15 protein-coding genes are annotated in these 16,987 nt (G+C 59.1%); 5 read left to right on the forward strand and 10 right to left on the reverse strand.

The features are described 5' to 3' along the window. Positions 1 to 136: 136 nt before the first annotated feature. From KP808_RS25290 to KP808_RS25305, 4 genes are all read right to left on the reverse strand, one after another. Positions 137 to 580: a hypothetical protein gene (locus tag KP808_RS25290; RefSeq protein ID WP_005744874.1), complete on the reverse strand. Its 444-nt coding sequence runs from the start codon at positions 578 to 580 to the stop codon at positions 137 to 139. Positions 581 to 830: 250 nt separating this feature from the next. Continuing rightward, entirely contained in the window at positions 831 to 1,106 is a 276-nt protein-coding gene (locus tag KP808_RS25295) for an HU family DNA-binding protein (RefSeq protein WP_002555877.1), read from the reverse strand. A gap of 190 nt (positions 1,107 to 1,296) precedes the next feature. Continuing rightward, positions 1,297 to 2,445 carry an NAD(P)/FAD-dependent oxidoreductase gene (locus KP808_RS25300; protein WP_058402177.1) on the reverse strand — a complete coding sequence of 383 codons (1,149 nt, stop codon included), beginning with the start codon at positions 2,443 to 2,445 and terminating at the stop codon, positions 1,297 to 1,299. A gap of 37 nt (positions 2,446 to 2,482) precedes the next feature. Further along, the gene (locus tag KP808_RS25305) at positions 2,483 to 2,650 is read right to left on the reverse strand and encodes a rubredoxin (protein WP_002555879.1); all 168 of its coding nucleotides are present in this window, start codon (positions 2,648 to 2,650) and stop codon (positions 2,483 to 2,485) included. Positions 2,651 to 2,836: 186 nt separating this feature from the next. On the opposite strand from KP808_RS25305, the gene KP808_RS25310 reads away from it, so the two are divergent. From KP808_RS25310 to KP808_RS25330, 5 genes are all read left to right on the forward strand, one after another. After that, a complete protein-coding gene (locus tag KP808_RS25310) occupies positions 2,837 to 3,397 on the forward strand; it encodes a chorismate--pyruvate lyase family protein (RefSeq protein WP_122259283.1) in 561 nt (186 codons plus the stop codon). Beyond that, positions 3,397 to 4,287, forward strand: coding sequence for a 4-hydroxybenzoate octaprenyltransferase (gene ubiA / locus KP808_RS25315; protein WP_122259284.1), 891 nt, complete (start codon positions 3,397 to 3,399; stop codon positions 4,285 to 4,287). The genes KP808_RS25310 and ubiA overlap by 1 nt, the downstream gene beginning before the upstream one ends. A gap of 168 nt (positions 4,288 to 4,455) precedes the next feature. Then, entirely contained in the window at positions 4,456 to 5,145 is a 690-nt protein-coding gene (phoB, locus tag KP808_RS25320; protein WP_002555882.1) for a phosphate regulon transcriptional regulator PhoB, read from the forward strand. Positions 5,146 to 5,241: 96 nt separating this feature from the next. Next, on the forward strand, positions 5,242 to 6,528 hold the full coding sequence (gene phoR / locus KP808_RS25325) for a phosphate regulon sensor histidine kinase PhoR (protein ID WP_230018985.1): 1,287 nt from the start codon (positions 5,242 to 5,244) through the stop codon (positions 6,526 to 6,528). 98 nt (positions 6,529 to 6,626) lie between these two features. Continuing rightward, a complete protein-coding gene (locus tag KP808_RS25330; RefSeq protein WP_002555884.1) occupies positions 6,627 to 7,967 on the forward strand; it encodes a hemolysin family protein in 1,341 nt (446 codons plus the stop codon). Positions 7,968 to 8,941: 974 nt separating this feature from the next. Here the strand turns inward: KP808_RS25330 and KP808_RS25335 are convergent. The 6 genes from KP808_RS25335 to KP808_RS25360 all read right to left on the reverse strand — a co-directional run bounded on the left by KP808_RS25335 (position 8,942) and on the right by KP808_RS25360 (position 16,864). Continuing rightward, the gene (locus tag KP808_RS25335; RefSeq protein WP_054077386.1) at positions 8,942 to 9,844 is read right to left on the reverse strand and encodes a peptidoglycan DD-metalloendopeptidase family protein; all 903 of its coding nucleotides are present in this window, start codon (positions 9,842 to 9,844) and stop codon (positions 8,942 to 8,944) included. A gap of 216 nt (positions 9,845 to 10,060) precedes the next feature. Beyond that, a complete protein-coding gene (locus KP808_RS25340; RefSeq protein ID WP_058402540.1) occupies positions 10,061 to 10,957 on the reverse strand; it encodes a response regulator in 897 nt (298 codons plus the stop codon). Between the two features lie 203 nt (positions 10,958 to 11,160). After that, a complete protein-coding gene (gene phoU, locus KP808_RS25345) occupies positions 11,161 to 11,922 on the reverse strand; it encodes a phosphate signaling complex protein PhoU (protein ID WP_002555887.1) in 762 nt (253 codons plus the stop codon). Between the two features lie 70 nt (positions 11,923 to 11,992). Then, positions 11,993 to 12,826, reverse strand: coding sequence for a phosphate ABC transporter ATP-binding protein PstB (gene pstB / locus KP808_RS25350; RefSeq protein ID WP_005734982.1), 834 nt, complete (start codon positions 12,824 to 12,826; stop codon positions 11,993 to 11,995). A gap of 66 nt (positions 12,827 to 12,892) precedes the next feature. Continuing rightward, positions 12,893 to 14,509 carry a phosphate ABC transporter permease PstA gene (gene pstA / locus KP808_RS25355; protein WP_230018987.1) on the reverse strand — a complete coding sequence of 539 codons (1,617 nt, stop codon included), beginning with the start codon at positions 14,507 to 14,509 and terminating at the stop codon, positions 12,893 to 12,895. A gap of 69 nt (positions 14,510 to 14,578) precedes the next feature. Next, entirely contained in the window at positions 14,579 to 16,864 is a 2,286-nt protein-coding gene (locus KP808_RS25360; RefSeq protein WP_230017173.1) for an ABC transporter permease subunit, read from the reverse strand. Positions 16,865 to 16,987: the final 123 nt, after the last annotated feature.

Genomic DNA, 16,987 nt, shown 5'->3' on the forward strand with positions numbered 1-16,987 from the left:
TCGGGATCGGCGTGGCAGTGTAGCGGTTTATCGGCCCAAAACCTGTAGGACAAGATGAATTTCGAGGGAGATCGGAACAAAACACTTGTTGAACGCGAGGATGCTGCTTCGCGTGGGAAGCAGCATCACGACAGCATTAACGAATGCTGTTGATGTTGCCTTTGCTGCCGGTGACCTTCACATCGACCTTCTTGAAGATGAAGTAGTCCTTGATGCTGACTTCGTAACGCGGCGCGACGATCAGATCGGCACCGGAGGATTTAACCGCCTTGAAGGCGGCTGCCGCTTTGGTCGTCGAGACAGGATCAGGCAGCGCCAGACCCAGGCCGCCACCGCCACTTGCACCACCGTAGGTCACGCCATCGGCGAACTCGTTATCGCCGCCGAAACTCAGGAAATTGAACAACACATTGGTGGACGACTCGCCGCTGATGGTACCGCCTACCTTGACGTCCGCCTTGAGGTCGGTTTTGACCGTGCCTTCCAGCGGTGCGCTTGGCTGGCTGACGTTGTAGCTCACGCAGCCGCTGGTAGCGGCGATCAGAGTTGCAACAGCAGCAAACTTCCATAGCTTTTTCATTCGAGATTTCCCAAGAGTAATTGAAGGGGTGCAGCAAGGGCGGGACTCTAAGGGAATCAGCAATAAGAAAAAGTCAGGCAAAGCCGGGGTTTGAGAAGGCATTCATACGAAATTGAGTAGGACAATTCTCACTGAGCGTTTCTACGAATCATCGGCGGTACAAACGACACAAACAAAAAGCGGGCACCCAGTCTGATTGGTATGCCCGCCTGTGAGTTGCCCGCCTCCCGCCGAGGCGCACAACAGGGTGTCAAGGGTTGACGCTGTCTTTCAGGGCTTTCCCCGGTTTGAAGGCAACTGTGTTGCTTGCCTTGATTTTAACCGGCTCCCCGGTCTGTGGGTTCTTGCCAGTCCGGGCACCGCGATGGCGTTGCAGAAAAGTACCGAAGCCTACCAGCGTGACACTGTCCTTGCGGTGCAGTGCGCCAGTAATTTCTTCAAGGATGGCATTGAGAACACGATTGGATTGTTCTTTGGTGAGATCCGCCTTTTCAGCAATGGCGGCTGCAACTTCTGGTTTACGCATATGAAGCCTCTTTTACGGTTTTTTGTTTTTATGTCCCGCGCCGCTTTGTAAAAAACGGCAACAAGGCGCCGCGACGGCTCTACGTAGCGGCAGACAAGACCGAGGATGGCATGCCGAACCAGCCCGCGCCAGTGCGCAGGCGGGGTTTATTGGCAAAAATACGTGGCCTATCCGACAAAATGACGCGAAATCATGCCAATAACGCAGGTAAAACCTTGTTCAGTGCGAGTTTTTCCATAACAGCCGCACCGGTCAGCGCATAGCCGAGCAGATTACCGTCCGCGTCATGACACAGCGCCTTGATATCAGCCCCCTGCCCCTCGACACTCCAGCGGCCATCAGTACCACGCGGTGGTGGCGAAACCACCAGCGGGCAGGCTGGCGTCTTTACCGTGATCGGCATGGGGCCATATTTTACGGCAGTTGGTGTTCCGGCCAGCGTCTGGGCCAACGCCCGAGCGCAACTCATCAACGGCATGACGTAGAGCAGGTTGAGGCCATCGACTTCAGCGCAGTCGCCCAACGCATGGATATTGGCGTGGGAGGTTTGCAGCTGGCGATCCACCAGAATACCGCGCCCCGTCTGCAAGCCCGCGGCAGCGGCCAGATCGATGCGTGGGCGCAGTCCAATGGCCGAAACCACCAGGTCGCAGTCAATCACCTGCCCGTCCGACAAGTGCGCTTGCAGGCCCTCAGCACTGCGATTCAGGCGGGTCAGCACCGGGCCGAGGTGGAAACGTGCACCCAGGCTTTCAAGGCCGGTCTTTACCGCAGCCGCAGCGGCAGGTGGCAACAGGGTTGGCATGACCTGCTCGCACGGCGCCACCAGATCCACTTCATAACCACCCAGAATCAGGTCGTTGGCAAACTCGCAGCCAATAAGCCCGGCCCCCAGAATCAGAACCCGACGCTTCCCCGCCGCAGCCGCTCGAAAACGGGCGTAGTCCTGAAGGTCGTTGATCGGGAAAATCGCATCGCCTGCGTCACCTTCCACCGGTACGCGGATGGTTTCAGCCCCCCAGGCCAGCACCAGATCGCGGTAGTGAACCGCTTCTTCACCGATCCACAGACGCTTGTGGCCAGGGTCGATCCCGCTGATCCGCGTATGCGTGCGAATTTCAGCCTTGAGCTGATCGGCCATTGCACCGGGCTCGGCCATGCTCAACCCGTCGGCTTCCTTGTTTTTGCCAAAGCCGGTGGAAAGCATCGGTTTGGAATAGGACCGGCCATCATCGGCCGTGATCAATAGCAGCGGCGTGTCTGCGTCCAGTTTGCGAAACTCTCGGGCGAGGTTGTAACCCGCAAGGCCGGTGCCGATGATGACCACAGGTGCGCTCATTGTTCTCCCCTATTCATTACTTTTCTGCTGGCTGTGATCAGCCGATTTCGATCATCTCGAAGTCCATTTTGCCCACACCGCAATCCGGGCACAGCCAGTCTTCGGGCACATCCTGCCAGAGCGTACCAGGCGCAATCCCGTCATCCGGCCAGCCGTCGGCTTCGTTATAGATCAGGCCACAGACGATGCACTGCCACTTCTTCATGTTCGGTTCTCTCGTTTATCAGGCTGAATAGCGTACGACGGTCGATTGCCGTCTGAACGGGCGTTGTACTGATCGGCAGGCCCGGATGCAAGTCTGATTCTATAACCTGACGTACTACCGGCGGTCGGTCGGGGCCTGCAATCATGCTAAGCTCGCGGCCTCGTTGGCTGCCGGAACTGGCTTACCGTGACCCAGCAATCCCCCGCATTCATTAGCCCGATCTGGCTCAAGCGCGAGCAATTGATCGATGCGCCCGAACCAATAATGCTCGACTGGTTGTTCAATCAGGACTCCCTCACACGCCGGCTGGACCGTTTGTCTGACGGTGGCTTCAGCGTATTTCCGCAATTCGAAGGCTGGCAGGCTTTGCGCCGTGATGAGTGTCTGGCGCTGGGCCTGCCACTTGCCAGCGAAGGCTGGGTGCGCGAAGTGTACTTGCGCGGTAATTACAACAACTGGGTATTCGCTCGCAGTGTAGCCGCCCGCAGCGCTTTGCAGGACGGTGGCCTGAATATGGATGAGCTGGGCACTCGCTCGCTGGGTGAGTTGCTGTTCAGCGACCCTGCGTTCGCGCGCGGCACCCTCGAAGTGTGTCATTACCCGGAAGCCTGGCTGCCTGAAGCTGTTGCAGCTTGCGGACTATGGGCACGCCGCTCGCGATTCAGTCGTGGTGCGTTGAGCGTGCTGGTCGCCGAAGTATTCCTGCCCGCTCTGTGCAATACGATCCATGACAAGGACCCTGTCTGATGTACCTGTCCCTTCTCAAATCCCTCAATCGTCTGAGCCCCCGCGCCTGGGACTTTATCCAGCTGACACGTATCGACAAGCCCATAGGCATTTACCTGCTGTTGTGGCCAACCCTTTGGGCGGTCTGGATTGCGGGCAAGGGCTCGCCGTCGCTGAAGACAGTGTTCATCTTCGTGGTCGGCGTATTTCTGATGCGCGCGGCAGGCTGCGTGATCAATGACTTCGCCGACCGCAAGGTGGATGGCCACGTCAAACGCACCGAGCAGCGTCCTCTGGTGAGCGGCAAAGTCAGCTCACGGGAAGCGCTGGTGCTGTTTGCGGTGCTGGTCGGCCTGAGCTTTGTGCTGGTGCTGTTTACCAATGCGACGACGATCTGGCTGTCGTTCGGCGGTCTCGCCCTGGCTGCCTGCTATCCATTCATGAAGCGCTACACCTATTACCCACAGGTGGTGCTGGGTGCCGCGTTTTCGTGGGGTATGCCGATGGCATTTACCGCAGAAACCGGCGAGTTGCCCGCTGCGGCCTGGCTGCTGTACATCGCCAACCTGCTATGGACCGTGGGCTACGACACCTATTACGCGATGGTCGATCGTGACGATGACCTGAAAATCGGTGTGAAATCCACTGCCGTACTGTTCGGCGATGCCGACCGGGTGATCATCCTGACCCTGCAAGGTCTGGCGCTCGGTTGCCTGATGCTGGCCGGTGCGCGTTTTGAATTGGGTGCGTGCTTCTACATAGGCCTGCTGGCGGCAGCAGGATGCTTTGCCTGGGAATTCTGGAGCACCCGGCAGCGCGAGCGGGACGCCTGCTTCAAGGCCTTTTTGCACAACCACTGGGCAGGGCTGGCAATATTTGTGGGTATCGTCGCCGACTATGCGGTGCGCTGAAAACAGCCACCGCCAGACTCCTTCCTACTGAAATAAATCCAGGATCACTAGGTCCGCCGACTACCCGAAACCTGTCGGCGTGCTAGCCTCACCCACACCTGTCACACGACTGCAATAATTCCGTTATCTAATGCGCCCCAAGACAGTTAAATGACAAGAGGTTCGAGCATGGCTGGCAGGAGCATCCTGATCGTTGACGACGAAGCGCCTATTCGTGAAATGATCGCCGTTGCGTTGGAAATGGCTGGATACGACTGTATTGAAGCCGAAAACTCTCAGCAGGCCCATGCGATTATCGTCGACCGCAAACCTGACCTGATTCTGCTCGACTGGATGCTGCCTGGCACATCCGGCATCGAACTGGCCCGTCGCCTCAAACGTGATGAACTGACCGGGGATATCCCGATCATCATGCTCACTGCCAAGGGTGAAGAGGACAACAAGATTCAGGGCCTGGAAGTCGGCGCTGACGATTACATCACCAAGCCCTTCTCGCCACGCGAGCTGGTGGCACGCCTCAAGGCCGTGCTGCGTCGTGCCGGGCCGACTGACGGCGAAGCGCCCATCGAAGTCGGCGGCCTGCTGCTCGACCCGATCAGCCACCGTGTCACCATCGACGGCAAACCCGCCGAAATGGGCCCCACCGAATACCGTCTGCTGCAGTTCTTCATGACCCACCAGGAGCGCGCCTATACACGCGGCCAGTTGCTGGATCAGGTCTGGGGCGGCAACGTCTACGTCGAAGAGCGCACGGTCGATGTGCACATCCGCCGCCTGCGCAAGGCCTTGGGCGATGCGTATGAAAATCTGGTACAAACCGTGCGCGGCACTGGCTATCGCTTCTCGACCAAGAGCTGACAACCGCTGCGTCGATGCAAGGCAATGGCCAGTGCAGACCAGACAAGGATTTACCCCTAATTGAATCAAAATTGGCACGGCACCCTGATACGCCACATGTTGTTGCTGGTCACCGCCTGCCTGTTGGTCGGCCTGATCAGTGGACAGTATGGCTGGAGCCTGGCCACCGGCCTGGGCCTGTATCTGGCCTGGACCCTCAAACAACTGCTGCGCCTGCATGACTGGCTGAGCAGTCACAAGGCTGATGAGCCTCCTCCGGACGGTTATGGTCTGTGGGGTGAAGTGTTCGACAGCATCTACCACCTGCAACGCCGTGATCAGCGTGTCCGCGGACGCCTCCAGGCGGTCATCGACCGGGTACAGGAATCTACCGCCGCCCTGCGCGATGCCGTGATCATGCTCGACAGCGACGGCAATCTGGAGTGGTGGAACCGTGCCGCTGAAACCCTGCTGGGTTTAAAGACGCCGCAGGACAGTGGCCAGCCCGTGACCAATCTGGTCCGGCATCCGCGCTTCAAGGAGTACTTTGCGCTGGGCGACTACAGCGAGCCGCTGGAGATTCCCTCACCGACCAATGATCGCTTGCGTATTCAGTTGTTGATTACCCGTTACGGCAACAATGAGCACCTGATGCTGGTGCGCGATGTGACGCGCATCCATCAGCTGGAGCAGATGCGCAAAGACTTCGTCGCCAACGTGTCTCATGAGTTGCGCACGCCACTGACGGTGATCTTCGGTTATCTGGAAACCCTGCTCGATAACGTGGACGAGGTCAATCCGCGCTGGGTGCGAGCGCTGCAACAGATGCATCAGCAAGGCGGGCGCATGCAGACGCTGCTCAACGACCTGCTGTTGCTGGCCAAGCTCGAAGCCACCGATTACCCATCGGACAATCATCCGGTGGTGGTCAATACCTTGCTCAAGACCATCACCGCCGATGCCAACGCGTTGTCGGGCAGCAAGAACCAGCAGATCCACCTGAGCCTGGAAAGCGATATGCGCCTCAAGGGCAGCGAAAGCGAACTGCGCAGCGCGTTTTCCAACCTGATCTTCAATGCCGTCAAGTACACCCCGGCAGAAGGCGTCATCCGTATCCGCTGGTGGGCCGACGAGCGGGGCGCGCACCTGAGCGTGCAGGATTCGGGGATCGGCATCGAGACCAAACACCTGCCGCGCCTGACTGAACGTTTCTACCGGGTCGATACCAGCCGCGCGTCGAATACCGGCGGTACAGGGCTTGGTCTGGCCATTGTCAAACATGTGCTACTGCGCCATCGCGGCAACCTTGAAATCAACAGCGTTCTCGGCAAGGGCAGTGTTTTTACCTGTCACTTTGCCAGCGGCCAATTGTCCAAACCCTTGAACGACGATTCAGACTACTAGGCAATCGCGCCTTGAGCCGCTACATTGCCGGGCTCATAGCGTCTTCTCTGGCGTGACATTACCCTCTTCTGTTAATACGGACCCTGCAAAACCCCATCATGGACCCTTCCCCTAGTTTCAACCTGTCTTCACTCTTCGCCGATTTCGGCATGATTCTTTTTGCTTTGTTCCTGGTCCTGCTCAACGGCTTTTTCGTTGCGGCAGAGTTCGCCATGGTCAAACTGCGCTCGACCAAGGTTGAAGCCATTGCCGACAAGAACGGCTGGCGCGGGCACATTCTGCGCAAGGTACACGGCCAGCTGGATGCCTACCTTTCAGCCTGCCAGCTGGGTATCACCCTCGCCTCCCTGGGCCTGGGCTGGGTCGGCGAGCCGGCGTTCGCGCATCTGCTGGAGCCGTTGCTCGCAGCGTTGGGCGTGGACACTCCGGAGCTGATCAAGGGCGTGTCGTTTTTCACTGCGTTCTTCATCATTTCCTATCTGCACATTGTCATCGGCGAGCTGGCCCCCAAATCCTGGGCGATCCGCAAACCGGAACTGCTGTCGCTGTGGACAGCGGCCCCGTTGTACTTCTTCTATTGGTTGATGTACCCGGCGATCTACCTGCTCAATGCCAGCGCCAACGCCATTTTGCGTATCGCAGGCCAGGGTGAACCCGGTCCGCATCACGAACACAGCTACAGCCGCGATGAGCTGAAGCTGATTCTGCACTCCAGCCGTGGCCAGGACCCCAGCGATCAGGGCATGCGCGTGCTGGCGTCTGCTGTCGAAATGGGCGAGCTGGAAGTGGTCGACTGGGCCAACTCCCGCGAAGACATGGTGTCGCTGGACTTCAACGCGCCGCTCAAGGAAATCCTCGCCTTGTTCCGCCGCCACAAATTCAGCCGTTATCCGCTGTATGACGCTGAACGTGGCGAGTTTGTCGGCCTGCTGCACATCAAGGACCTGCTGCTGGAACTGGCGGCACTGGACCACATCCCGGAGTCTTTCAACCTGGCTGAACTGACTCGCCCGCTGGAGCGTGTTTCGCGACACATGCCGCTTTCGCAGCTGCTGGAGCAGTTCCGCAAGGGCGGCGCGCACTTCGCCGTGGTCGAGGAAGCCGACGGCAAGATCGTCGGCTACCTGACCATGGAGGACGTGCTTGAAGTGCTGGTGGGCGACATCCAGGACGAACATCGCAAGGTGGAGCGCGGCATTCTCGCGTATCAGCCGGGCAAACTGCTGGTACGGGGCGATACGCCTTTGTTCAAGATCGAGCGTCTGCTGGGCATCGATCTGGACCACATCGAAGCCGAGACACTGGCCGGTCTGATCTACGACACACTCAAGCGCGTGCCGGAAGAAGAAGAGCAAATGGAAGTCGAAGGCCTGCGCATCATCATCAAGAAGATGAAAGGCCCGAAAATCGTACTCGCCAAGGTGCTGAAGCTGGACTGACCCGATCAGGTCCACCCGCTCAAGAGCGGACGCAAGGTGTTCTACCGGACGCCTATCGTTCCTCAAGCTCCAGCGTGGGAATGCCGTGGGCGACGCTCCGCGTCACAAATCTGCGCCGCGCCGCATACTCAAAAGCGGACGCAGAGCGTCCAGAACTGCATACCCACGCGGAGCATGGGCACGATAGGTGCTCTCCCGAACGCCTATCGTTCCTCACGCTCCAGCGCGGGGATGCCGTTTGTGACGCTCCGCGTCACAAATCTGCGCCACGCCACATACTCAAAAGCGGACGCAGAGCGTCCAGAACTGCATACCCACGCGGAGCATGGGCACGATAGGTGCTCTCCCGAACGCCTATCGCTCCTCAAGCTCCAGCGTGGGAATGCCGTGGGCGACGCTCCGCGTCACAAATCTGCGCCACGCCGCATACTCAAAGCGGACGCAGAGCGTCCAGAACTGCATACCCACGCGGAGCATGGGCACGATAGGTGCTCTCCCGAACGCCTATCGTTCCTCACGCTCCAGCGTGGGAATGCCGTGGGCGACGCTCCGCGTCACAAATCTGCGCCACGCCGCATACTCAAAAGCGGACGCAGAGCGTCCAGAACTGCATACCCACGCGGAGCATGGGCACGATAGGTGCTCTCCCGAACGCCTATCGTTCCTCACGCTCCAGCGTGGGAATGCCGTGGGTGACGCTCCGCGTCACAGATCTGCGCCGCGCCGCATACTCAAAAGCGGACGCAGAGCGTCCAGAACTGCATACCCACGCGGAGCATGGGCACGATAGGTGCTCTCCCGAACGCCTATCGTTCCTCACGCTCCAGCGTGGGAATGCCGTGGGGTGACGCTCCGCGTCACAAATCTGCGCCGCGCCGCATACTCAAAAGCGGACGCAGAGCGTCCAGAACGGCGCTACCACGCGGAGCGTGGGAGCGATAAATAGTCAGGAAATACAAGGTCCGCTCCAGCAGTCAATTTCCGCCGACGGCGAAGTTGGGCAGGCTCTGCACCGGCCTGGCGAACTCGTAGGGGATCGATACCAGTTCATGGCCCGAGTTGCGTTGCACGACAAAGTGCAGATGCGGGCCGGTGCTGTTGCCGGTATTACCCGACCGCGCCAGCGCGGTTCCGACGCTGACCCGCTGACCTTCCCTGACACTCACCGAACCGCGCATCAGGTGCAGGTAGACGCCCATCGTGCCGTCTTCGTGCAGAATACGTACGAAGTTGCCTGACGCATTCGAACCCCTCCCTGACTGGCTGTTTTCAATCTTTATCACCGTCCCGCCGCGTGCGGCGATGATCGGTGTGCCTTCGGGCATGGCAATGTCCATCGCATAGCGGCCCTTGGCGCCGTAATGACTGTATTTGCCATTCGGCCCCTGAGTCAGGCGAAACGGACCGCCAATCCACGGCAATGGGTATTTATAGGCCTGCACCGAACCTTTGGGATCGCCCAGGGTTGAAGTCAGCACCGAGGCGTAGTTCATCGGCTTGCTCCCCACTTTGGGGCTCAGCACCACCACACGTTCGTTACTGCGCGCAGGGATCGTGCGGCGTAGCGTTGCTGACGAGCCAGAGACGCCCAGCACGTTGGTCACACTGGAAAGCTTGAGTTCGACCTCGACCGGGGCGTACAGATCGTTGCGCACGTACAGGCTGTGCACGCCCTTTTCACGCCTGACGCTCAAATGCACCTGGCCGTCGATACGCTCGACCATCCGGTCCCGAAACACCATGACCGATGCGCCAGGCGTTGGCCGGTCCGAGAACGACACCACGCCATCGGCATCGGTGAATTTATAGATCGTGACTGCCCCGGCCGACTGCACAGTCAACGTCAGGGCAAACAGGATAAGCAGGCGTGCAAGCATCAGAGACGTTCGGGTTCAAGGGCACTGGGTGCCAAGCCTAGCAGCCTTGCAGACAGAAGAGGACTCGTCGGTATCAATCGGACATGAATAACGCGCCAGACAAGCCACGGACATAGCATGATCAGCGGGGGGATTGCAGCGGGGTGAAGTTATTGGGTAGCTGTCAGGCGCATGCCAACGCGAACGTCGGCATGCCAGTCAGCAGGAAGGCGTGTATCAGGCGCCGGGGACAAAGTGCTTCTGAGCCGTGCCGCGTGCGATCAGGCGCGACAGGTAGTCAAGCTTCTGCGCATCCTGATCGACAAAGCGGAAAGTCACTTGCAGCCATTCACTGTCAGGCTTCTGCTCGAACGCGGCGACGGAGTGCAGGTAGCCATTCAGGCGTGCGACCTCGTTGCTCTCGCCTTGCTCAAGGTCCAGTACCGCGCTGTCGAGCACCTGCGGCAGGTTTTCGCTGACGCGTATGACCAGTGTGGCGTCTTTCAGCGTCAATGCCTTGATCACGCACGGCTGAATGCCGTTGGGCAGGCGCAACTGGCCCTGTCCACGACCGGCAGGCTCCGCCGATTTGGCTGCAACCGGCGGTGCTTTGGCGATACCGGCAGGCGCTGCTGCCTGTGCTGGTGCTGCGCGAACCACTTCGGCCTTGCCGCCGGTCAATGCACTGAGCGAGTCATTGAGCGGCGAGTTCATGCGTGCCGGTGCTGTGGACATGACCGCATCAAGCTTGCCGACCTTCGCCAGCGCCTTCTTGACCTTGGTCAGCAACTGCTCGTTGGTGAACGGTTTGCCGACAAAATCGGTCACGCCAGCCTGAATAGCCTGCACAACGTTTTCCTTGTCACCACGGCTGGTCACCATGATGAACGGCACGGTTCTCAGGTAATTGTCCTGCTCGCGGCACCATGCCAACAGCTCCAGGCCGGACATCTCGGGCATTTCCCAGTCGCACAGAATCAGATCGAACGGCTCTTTGCCCAGCAAAGCCTGAGCCTTGCGACCGTTGACTGCGTCCTCGGTATGAATCCCGGGAAAATAATTGCGCAGCCCTTTCTTGACCAAGTCGCGAATGAAAGTCGCGTCATCCACCACCAATACACTGACCTTACTCATCGACGCTCCTGCGGGCGTGTTCACCTGGAGGCGAACTGCGGTATGCCAACACGCCCTTTGTTTCGGCAAGCATAGCGTTGACCGGTGGCCAACTGCCATATTGATTGACTGCGCCGCGACATTTAATCCGCAGGCGACGGGAATACTCATCTGCACAACGAAAAACGCCCAGCGCATGCTGGGCGTTTTTCTCGCAGGCAATCTTACTTATCGTCAGCGTCGCCCGGAACATTAGCGGTTTCGCTCGATATACCCTGCACTTCTTCCTTCATGCGCTTGAGACCCATGTGCCGCACGTCGGTGCCACGCACCAGATAAATCACCAGCTCGGAAATGTTGCGTGCATGGTCGCCGATACGCTCCAGAGAGCGCAGCACCCAGATGACGTCCAGCACGCGGGAGATCGAGCGTGGATCTTCCATCATGTAGGTCGCCAGCTCGCGCAGGGCGGTTTTGTACTCACGGTCGATGGTCTTGTCGTACTGCGCGACCGACAGGGCCAGCTCGGCGTCGAAGCGCGCGAATGAGTCCAGGGCATCGCGCACCATGTTGCGCACCTGATCACCGATATGACGAACCTCGACGTAACCGCGCGGTGCTTCGCCCTCTTCGCAGAGTTTGATGGCGCGGCGGGCGATCTTGGTGGCTTCATCACCGATGCGCTCCAGGTCGATCACCGACTTGGAAATGCTGATGATCAGGCGCAGATCGGACGCCGCAGGCTGGCGACGAGCCAGAATGCGCAGGCATTCCTCGTCAATGCTGCGCTCCATCTGATTGATCCGGTCGTCGACCTCGCGAACGCGCTGGGCAAGACCGGAGTCGGCCTCGATCAGTGCCGTGACAGAATCGTTCACCTGCTTCTCGACCAGGCCACCCATTTCGAGCAAATGGCTGCGAACGTCTTCGAGTTCAGCGTTGAACTGTTGGGAAATGTGATGCGTATGGCTGTCTTTGTGGATCATGCTGGGTGTCCTTGGAACGTCCGGTTAATAGCGAAAACGCAGCGGTGGTTCAGGTCTGACGAAGCACGTCCTAGCCGTAACGACCGGTGATGTAGTCTTCTGTCTGTTTTTTTGCCGGGTTGGTGAACAAGGTGTCTGTATCACCGAACTCGACGAGTTTGCCCATGTACATAAACGCGGTGTAATCCGACACCCGAGCCGCCTGCTGCATGTTGTGCGTAACGATCACAATGGTGTATTTCGATTTCAGTTCGTAGATCAGTTCTTCGACTTTAAGGGTCGAAATCGGGTCAAGTGCCGAACAGGGTTCGTCGAGCAGCAGGACTTCCGGCTCCACGGCGATCGTTCGGGCAATAACCAGACGCTGTTGCTGCCCTCCGGACAACCCCAACGCCGACTCATGCAGTCGATCCTTGACCTCATCCCAGAGCGCAGAGGCTTTCAGCGCCCACTCGACAGCTTCATCGAGTACGCGCTTCTTGTTGATACCCTGAATGCGCAGGCCGTAGACCACGTTTTCATAAATCGTCTTGGGGAACGGGTTCGGCTTCTGGAACACCATGCCGACGCGCCGACGCAATTCAGCCACTTCCTCGCCCTTGGTGTAGATGTTGTGACCGTACAGGTTGATCGCGCCCTCGACCCGGCAACCATCGACCAGATCGTTCATGCGATTGAAACTGCGCAACAGGGTCGACTTGCCACAACCGGACGGACCGATGAACGAGGTCACCTTCTGCTTGGGGATATTCAGGGCAATATCAAACAGCGCCTGCTTGTCGCCATAGAACAGATTCAGACCCGGCACTTCGATGGCCACGGTCTCATCGGCCAGATCCAGGCGTTGCTTGTGACGCCTCAGGGCCGACATGTTCATGCCGTGAGTCGGGCTTTCATGCTGCATGGATTGCTCCTGTGCGAACGATTCGCTTCATCGAACGGCTGCGTTTGCCAAAGGGCGAATTCGGGTTCAATTGTCGAGCGCCTTATATTTTTCCCGCAAATGGTTACGGATACTCACAGCCGAGAGATTGAGCAAGGCGATGACCAGCACCAGCAACAGCGCGGTGGCGTAGACCAGCGGGCGTGCCGCCTCGACGTTCGGGCTCTGGAAGCCGACGTCGTAAATGTGGAAACCCAGGTGCATGATCTTCTGATCGAGATGCAGATAAGGATAGTTGCCATCCAGCGGCAGCGACGGGGCCAGTTTGACCACGCCCACCAGCATCAAGGGCGCAACTTCCCCGGCAGCACGCGCCACCGCCAGAATCAGGCCGGTCATCATTGCCGGGCTGGCCATTGGCAATACAATCTTCCACAACGTCTCGGCCTTGGTCGCGCCCAGCGCCAGCGAACCTTCACGCAGGGTCAGCGGAATACGCGCCAACCCTTCTTCGGTGGCCACGATCACCACCGGCACGGCCAGCAGCGCCAGGGTCAGCGAGGCCCATAACAGGCCTGGCGTACCGAACGTCGGGGCTGGCAGCGCTTCAGGAAAGAACAGCCGGTCTACCGAGCCACCGAGCACATAAACGAAAAACCCGAGGCCGAACACGCCGTAGACAATCGCCGGTACACCGGCCAGGTTATTCACGGCAATGCGAATCAGCCGGGTAACCGGCCCCTGACGCGCGTACTCGCGCAGGTAAACTGCGGCCAGCACACCGAACGGCGTCACGATCACCGCCATGATCAGGGTCATCATCACCGTGCCGAAGATAGCCGGGAAAATACCCCCTTCGGTGTTGGCTTCGCGAGGGTCGTCACTGAGAAATTCCCACAGTTTCTGGAAGTAGAAACCCAGCTTGGCAACGGTGCCCATCGCGTTGGGCTGGTAAGCACGCACCACTTTGCCCAGGCTGAGTTCGATTTCTTTGCCATTGCCATCGCGTGCCGTCAGGCTGTCGCGATCAAAAGCCTCATGCAGACCGTCCAGACGCCCCTCGATGACCTTGTAACGCGCGTCCAGCTCGGCACGTTCTGCAGCCATGTCAGCTTGCGCAGCGGCATCGAGCCGGCCATTGAGTTCCAGCTCGCGGGCCTGCAGACGCAGGCGCTCAATACCGTGATTGATGGCCCCGATGTCTTTCTTTTCCAGAATGTAGAGTTCGTCAGCCAGCTTCTCGACGCGCTTGATGCGCTCTTGCAGAATCGGCCAGGCAGCTTCGCCTTGCGCCACGATCCGGCCGCCCTCTTTGACGTTGACCAGATACCCGTAGAAATTGCCCCACTCCCGGCGCTCCAGCGTCATCAGTTCGGCAGGACGGCTCTGGTCGGTCAGCCAGTCGCCCACAACCCAGGTGAAATCGCTCGGGTTGAGGTCACGGTTGCCGACCTTGAACAGCTCACGGGTCATGAACTCCGGCCCTTGGTCAGGCACCGGCAGGCCTGCACTTTTCAGACGCGCGCGGGGGACCTGTTCCTGCTCGACCCGCTCACCGACCAGCACACTCGACTCCTGATTGGGCACCGCATAACGTGCGACCACCAGATCAGCGGGCCAAAAGTGCCCAAGCCCCCGCACGGCGATCACCGCCAGCAGGCCGATGGTCATGATGACAGCGATGGATACGGCACCCGCACTCATCCAGACGCCGGGGGCGCCGCTTTTGAACCAGCTCTTGAGGGAGTTCCGCTTCACCAACGCCTACCTTCCTTACAACGCCGAGTATTGCTTGCGCAGACGCTGACGAATCAACTCCGCGAGGGTGTTCATCACAAAGGTGAACATCAACAGCACCAACGCCGCCAGAAACAACACCCGATAATGGCTACCGCCTACTTCCGACTCTGGCATCTCCACCGCGACATTGGCCGCCAGCGTGCGCATGCCTTCAAACAGATTCATGTCCATGATCGGCGTGTTGCCGGTCGCCATCAGCACAATCATGGTTTCCCCCACCGCCCGACCCATGCCGATCATCAAGGCCGAAAAAATACCCGGGCTGGCGGTCAGAATGACTACCCGCGTCAGGGTCTGCCACGGCGTCGCGCCCAGCGCCAGAGAGCCCAGTGTCAGGCTGCGCGGCACGCTGAACACGGCGTCTTCGGCAATTGAATAGATGTTGGGGATCACCGCGAAACCCATTGCAATGCCGACCACCAACGCGTTGCGCTGATCGTAGGTGATGCCCAGTTGGTCGCGGATCCATGTGCTCATGTCGCCGCCGAAGAACCAGCTCTCCAGGTGCGGGCTCATGCTCAGTGAAAACCAGCCCACCAATAGCACAACGGGAATCAGGATCGCGCCTTCCCAGCCATCGGGCACGCGCAGGCGAAGCGAATCAGGCAGACGGGTCCAGAAAAAGCCCGCCAGCAAAATGCCGATCGGCGTGAGCAGCAGCAAACTGAAGATGCCCGGCAAATGACCTTCCAGATAAGGCGCCAGAAACAATCCGGCAAAGAAACCGAGAATCACCGTCGGCATCGCTTCCATCAATTCAATCACCGGCTTGACCTTGCGGCGCATGCCCGGCGCCATGAAGTAGGCGGTGTAGATCGCGGCCGCCACGGCCAGCGGCGCGGCCAGCAACATGGCGTAGAACGCCGCTTTCAGGGTGCCGTAGGTCAAGGGTGCCAGGCTCAGCTTGGGCTCGAAGTCGGAGTTGGACGCCGTGGATTGCCAAACGTACTTGGGCTCGTCGTAATTCTCATACCAGACCTTGCCCCACAGCGAACTCCAGGAGACTTCCGGGTGCGGGTTGTCCAGCGCCAGCGGCAACAGCTTGCCAGCGCTTTCGATCAGAACCCGGTTGGCGCGCGGTGATAACGCCAGAATGCCGGAACCGTCAGTTACCTTGTCGATCAGCAAGGTTCGGTGCGCGGTGCTGTGGAACACGCCCAGCCTGCCCGAGGCGTCCAGAGCAATGAAGCCCTTGCGCCGCTGCTCAGCCTTGATCTGCTCGATAGGTGCGCTGCCCATTTTGAAGTCGCGGATGCGCATCAGGCGCTGCTCGCCGTCAGTGTCACGGGCCATGAACCACTGGGACATGCTGCCCTTCGAGTTGCCGATGATCAGCGAAATGCCGCCGACCAGCTGGGCGCTCGCCGTGATCTCGGCGTTACCGTCTTCCAGCAATTTATAGCGGCCATTGAGGGTTCGGTCGCGCAGGCTGAACACATCCGCCTGCGCGCGACCATTGATGACATACAACCATTGCTGGCGCGGGTCGATGTAAATCGCTTTAACGGCGGCCGACATCTGCGGTAGCTCGATGCGCGTCTGCTCACGCGTCATCTCGCCGGTCATCATGTTTTCTTTCTGCTCGAGCGAGATAACGTGCAACTGAGTGCCGGTAGACCCTGCCAGTTTGAGGCTGTCGCCATCAGCACTGACGGTCACATGCTCGACTGCGCGACCGGCCTCATCCAGCACCAAAGGCGCTTCGCCGTAGGGCCAGGCCACGCTCGGGGTGATGGTTTTCTGATTGTTCGGGTAGGTCGTCAGGTACGAGTGCCTGAACACCAGCACTTGGCCATTGGACAGGCCCAAGGCTATCAATGGCGCGCCGGGCTGATCCTTGCCGATGGAAGCGACAGACACGCCAGCGGGTAGCGGCAAGGCAACCCTATGCAGTTCTGCGCCATCCTTGACGTTGAAAAAGATGACTTCGCCCTTGTCGGAAATGCGCATCCCGATCTGGTTCTGCTCTTCGATTGCGATCATCAACGGCGTGCCCGCATCCTGCATCCAGGCAGTATTCAGCACGGGTTCGGAAGTAAGGCTTGCGCCTTTGAAGAGCGGCGCGACGACATAGGCCAGATAGAAGAAGATCAGTGTGATGGCTGCCAGAACGGCAAGGCCACCAATGGCAACGTACCAGTGAGTGAGGCGATCCTTGAACGCACGGACACGGCGCTTCCTCACCATAGCGGGCGTATTGAAATCAATACGCGCTGGCGGCGAACTCTGGTCCATCGAAGATTTGAACAGCTCATTCATGCGCACACACCGTAGACGCCTTGTATGACAAAAACATTACAGCAAGGTGACGCAGAAAAGCCCGCTGCCCATGAGTCCGGCGGCGGACTGATCAATTTGTGTGCAGGCCAGTCCATTGAGCCT

It is taken from the genome of Pseudomonas savastanoi, assembly GCF_020917325.1.
Lineage (GTDB): Bacteria > Pseudomonadota > Gammaproteobacteria > Pseudomonadales > Pseudomonadaceae > Aquipseudomonas > Aquipseudomonas amygdali.